Source organism: Okeania sp. SIO2B9, assembly GCF_010672505.1.
In the GTDB taxonomy this organism is placed as follows: Bacteria; Cyanobacteriota; Cyanobacteriia; order Cyanobacteriales; family Microcoleaceae; genus Okeania; species Okeania hirsuta.
In genome coordinates, this window is record NZ_JAAHGK010000849.1 from 1 (window position 1) to 3,440 (window position 3,440).

The following is a 3,440-nucleotide window of genomic DNA, read 5'->3' on the forward strand; positions in this document are numbered from 1 at the left end:
AGCTCTACCTAATTATCTTTGAAACCTCAAAAAAATAGTATAGCAGGGAACAGGGAACAGGGAACAGGGAACAGGGAACAGGGAACAGGGAACAGGGAACAGGGAACAGGGAACAGGGGGAAAAACATTTCCCTGTCTGAGGTTCATCATCAGTCTATGTCCTAATCAACTCTTTCTCTGCTATAGTTCTGTAGGGCAATTAAGTATCAATGGGGATAAAAGTGACACTAAAAGAGGATAACGACTGTATTAGGGGCAGGTTGAAAATTACAGCAGTTTTCCTGCACGGTAGACCACAGTAGGGGCGAATGGCCATTCGCCCCTACAAAGTTTTGGTTGTGACGATCTGCTTCAGAGATCGGCAAAAGCGCTGTAACTCAAAACCTACCCCTAAATTAACCAACCTACACTACACCAACTGGAACTTCATCTAACTGTTTCAAGAACTTTTTAATTAACCCAATAGTCACTGCCGGAACTTCCAATTGAGGAGTTAAACCCACATCATCTAATGTTTGAAAAATTCGCACAGCTTGAGGATTCAAATCTGCTAAACGTTGACCTATTTCTGGACCTGTAAACTCCGACTTTTTACCCCAAATAATTGCCGTCGGAATTGTTAATTGACTCATATATAAAGATAAATCAAAACACAAATCTCCTCGCACAAAAGATAAAGCAGCATATTCAGCATTAGGTTGAGTTGCTGACTCTAAATATGCCTCTACAATTTCTTCATAAACTAACTTGGAATTAGCAAATTGTCGGTTTTCTAAAAAAGTTCTAATCCCCCCAGGAGTAGCAACACCACCATTATAAATCAAACGATCTACTACAGGGGTACTCACAAGTTGAGCGAAAAAACTGCGGGTATAATTTTCCCCGAAGTCAGATAAACCTGCGGGAGTTGTCAATATTAGAGACTTGAATAATTCCGGACGGGCGATCGCTACTCTCACCATCATTGCTCCAGTCAGGGAAGAGGCGATAACTCTGGTGGGAGGTTGACAAGTTTGTTCTAAAAATTCGATAATTGTGGTGATATAGTCATCTACTTTGTAATCTAGCGCCTGATGTTCCGAACGCCCCCATCCGATTAAGTCTGGGGCAAGAATGCGGTATTCTGAGGCAAAGGCGGGATAAACTTTTGACCATTCGTAGGCAGATGACCCACCGCCGAAACCGTGAAAAAATACTAGGGTTGGCAAGTCGTCGATGTTGTCGGTGTCAGTTTTCCAAGGTGTTTTTTCGTTGGCGTAGTAGACCATTCTACCGTGAGAGGTGACGATTGATTTTTGTTCAAAACCTAGAGGAATAAACATAGTAATTTTAGATTTTAGAGTTGGCATTAATGTGGAAATATCTTCAGTATAGGATGATTTTTGGGTGATGGTGCATTGTAATATTATGTCCGGTTGAATACTGATAAATAAACGACTTAGGAGTCAGTCCTCAGGAGTCAGGAGGAAAGAAAGAAGCAAGAAGAAGAGGAGGAAAAGGAGAAAGTTTTTTTGATCACGCTCTTATCCGGATTTGATATTGCGGCGTTGGTGAATCAACATAATAATTAATATCATGTCCGGTTGAACAGTTATAAATAAACGACGAAGGAGTCAGGAGACAGGAGACAGAAGACAGGAGGGTAGAAAGAATGAAGAAGGAGAAAGTTTTTTTATCACTAATTATCCGGACATGATATAAGATATTTGGACTAAATGTAATCAACATAAGAATTATGAATACCCTTTTCATTACTTGCTCCCGAACAACCCGTAAACGAAATGATCTGTAGGGATGTTGCATGCAACCTCCCTACCTGTTCCCTCCCTACCTGTTCCCTCCATACCTATTCCCTATTCCCTAAGCACGAAAATCATAGCTAAATTCACTAATGCCGATATTGCTAATGGTTGTTCATCTGATACTAATATCATGTCCGGATGATTAAGTATAATAAAAATGTTTTCCTCTCAATGTTGAAGAAATATCCCAAATTTCCACTCCTATCAAGTCTTCCCTGTTAAATTTACACCTATCACCTAACACCTACCACTTAAAAACTGTATTATCACTAATTAAGCGGACATGATATAAATCCTGTTTAGAAAGAACCTTTATTATAAAGGTAAGGTAAAGGAAAGAAGGGTTAGAAAAGAATTTGAAAATGGTACTTTTGATAACCGGATTTGGTGTGAACTATATCTGTTGGGTTCTTGCGAAACCCAACCTACAGAAGTAAAAATGTTGTTAAGATTAGCAGATTTGAGATTTTTTCTTTTAAGGTAATTATTATTAATGTTATTAGGTCAAACAAATGCAAGTTCAAGAAAATAAGTTTTCCTGGTATGATGTGCCTGAAGATGTCAAAAGTTTATTGATGTTGGCGGTGGAAAATTGGGAAGATACTGAGACATCGGAAAATTATATTAATCAAGCTTTGGCTAAGACTGAAGGAAATCTGGATATTTTGATAGGTGCTTATCGTTATTTTTTCTATAAAAATAATATGAAAATGTCTCTACAATTGGCTGATATGGTAATTAATGAAGTGAAAAAAAGGGAAAATTTACCGGATGATTGGCAGGAGGTAAAAACTATATTAGCTAGTCGAAAAAATGAGCAACAAATTAATCTTTTGATTACAGCTTATGCTGCTTCGGGATTGATTATTGCGAAGATGGGTGATTTGGCAAAAGCTAAGGCAATAAGTGAGGAAGTTCAAGAAATTGATGATAAAAATGATTTAGCAAAAATCTTGTTTGATGTGATTACTAGACCGCCAGATGAAGATGAAGATTAAGGTAATTTACTGGTTAATATTTTGAAGAAAGAAGAAGGTTTTTAGTTATCTAGGAGAAAAGGAATAAGTGGATAGGGATTGTATTATACCAAATATCAAAAGTATTGCTACATCTCCTTGACAGTAGGAAGTAGGCAGTAGGGAGTAGGGTTCAAAGATATAATATATCTTGGCTTAATGCCAAAAAATGTGAAAAACATTACTGAAATATTATTATTATTTAATAACTGAAGTCGCATTGGAAGTATAGCATTATTTTTGGGAATTGGTATTATATCGGCGACTTCGTATCTACAAAGCCCAAGTAATTGTAGATACCCTGTAGGCAGGGTCATTTCATTCTAGATTTTGACAATGAATTTATTGATTTTCAGAAAGCGAAAGATAAATTTCTTAAAGCGAAAGATAAATTTCCTAAAGCTGTAAATAACGTGGTTTCGTCAATACATAAAATGGCACAGTTTAGAATGAAACAGCCCTGCCCTGTAGGCGATGAGGTATTAAAATCAAGAAATAATAGCATAAATTTTTTCTCAACCTAAAGTCAGTAATTAAGTCTGATTTTTTTCTGGTGTATATCCTTTCTAATCATCAGCTATGACCAAAAAAATTAGGTCTCAAACCTCCCCTTTTAAGGGGA

2 protein-coding genes are annotated in these 3,440 nt (G+C 37.0%); one reads left to right on the forward strand and one right to left on the reverse strand.

Features of this window, described 5'->3' with window-relative positions:
* Positions 1-404 precede the first annotated feature (404 nt).
* A complete protein-coding gene (locus F6K13_RS24415) occupies positions 405-1,322 on the reverse strand; it encodes an alpha/beta fold hydrolase (protein ID WP_124143747.1) in 918 nt (305 codons plus the stop codon).
* A 992-nt stretch (positions 1,323-2,314) separates the two neighbouring features.
* Between F6K13_RS24415 and F6K13_RS24420 the strand changes: the two genes are divergently transcribed.
* The gene (locus F6K13_RS24420) at positions 2,315-2,800 is read left to right on the forward strand and encodes a hypothetical protein (protein ID WP_124143714.1); all 486 of its coding nucleotides are present in this window, start codon (positions 2,315-2,317) and stop codon (positions 2,798-2,800) included.
* Positions 2,801-3,440: the final 640 nt, after the last annotated feature.

What these genes read in the sequence shown, in the direction of transcription:
- F6K13_RS24420 (WP_124143714.1), top strand. Translation starts at nt 2,315, where the DNA reads ATGCAAGTTCAAGAAAATAAGTTTTCCTGGTATGATGTGCCTGAAGAT.
- F6K13_RS24415 (WP_124143747.1), bottom strand. Translation starts at nt 1,322, where the DNA reads ATGTTTATTCCTCTAGGTTTTGAACAAAAATCAATCGTCACCTCTCAC.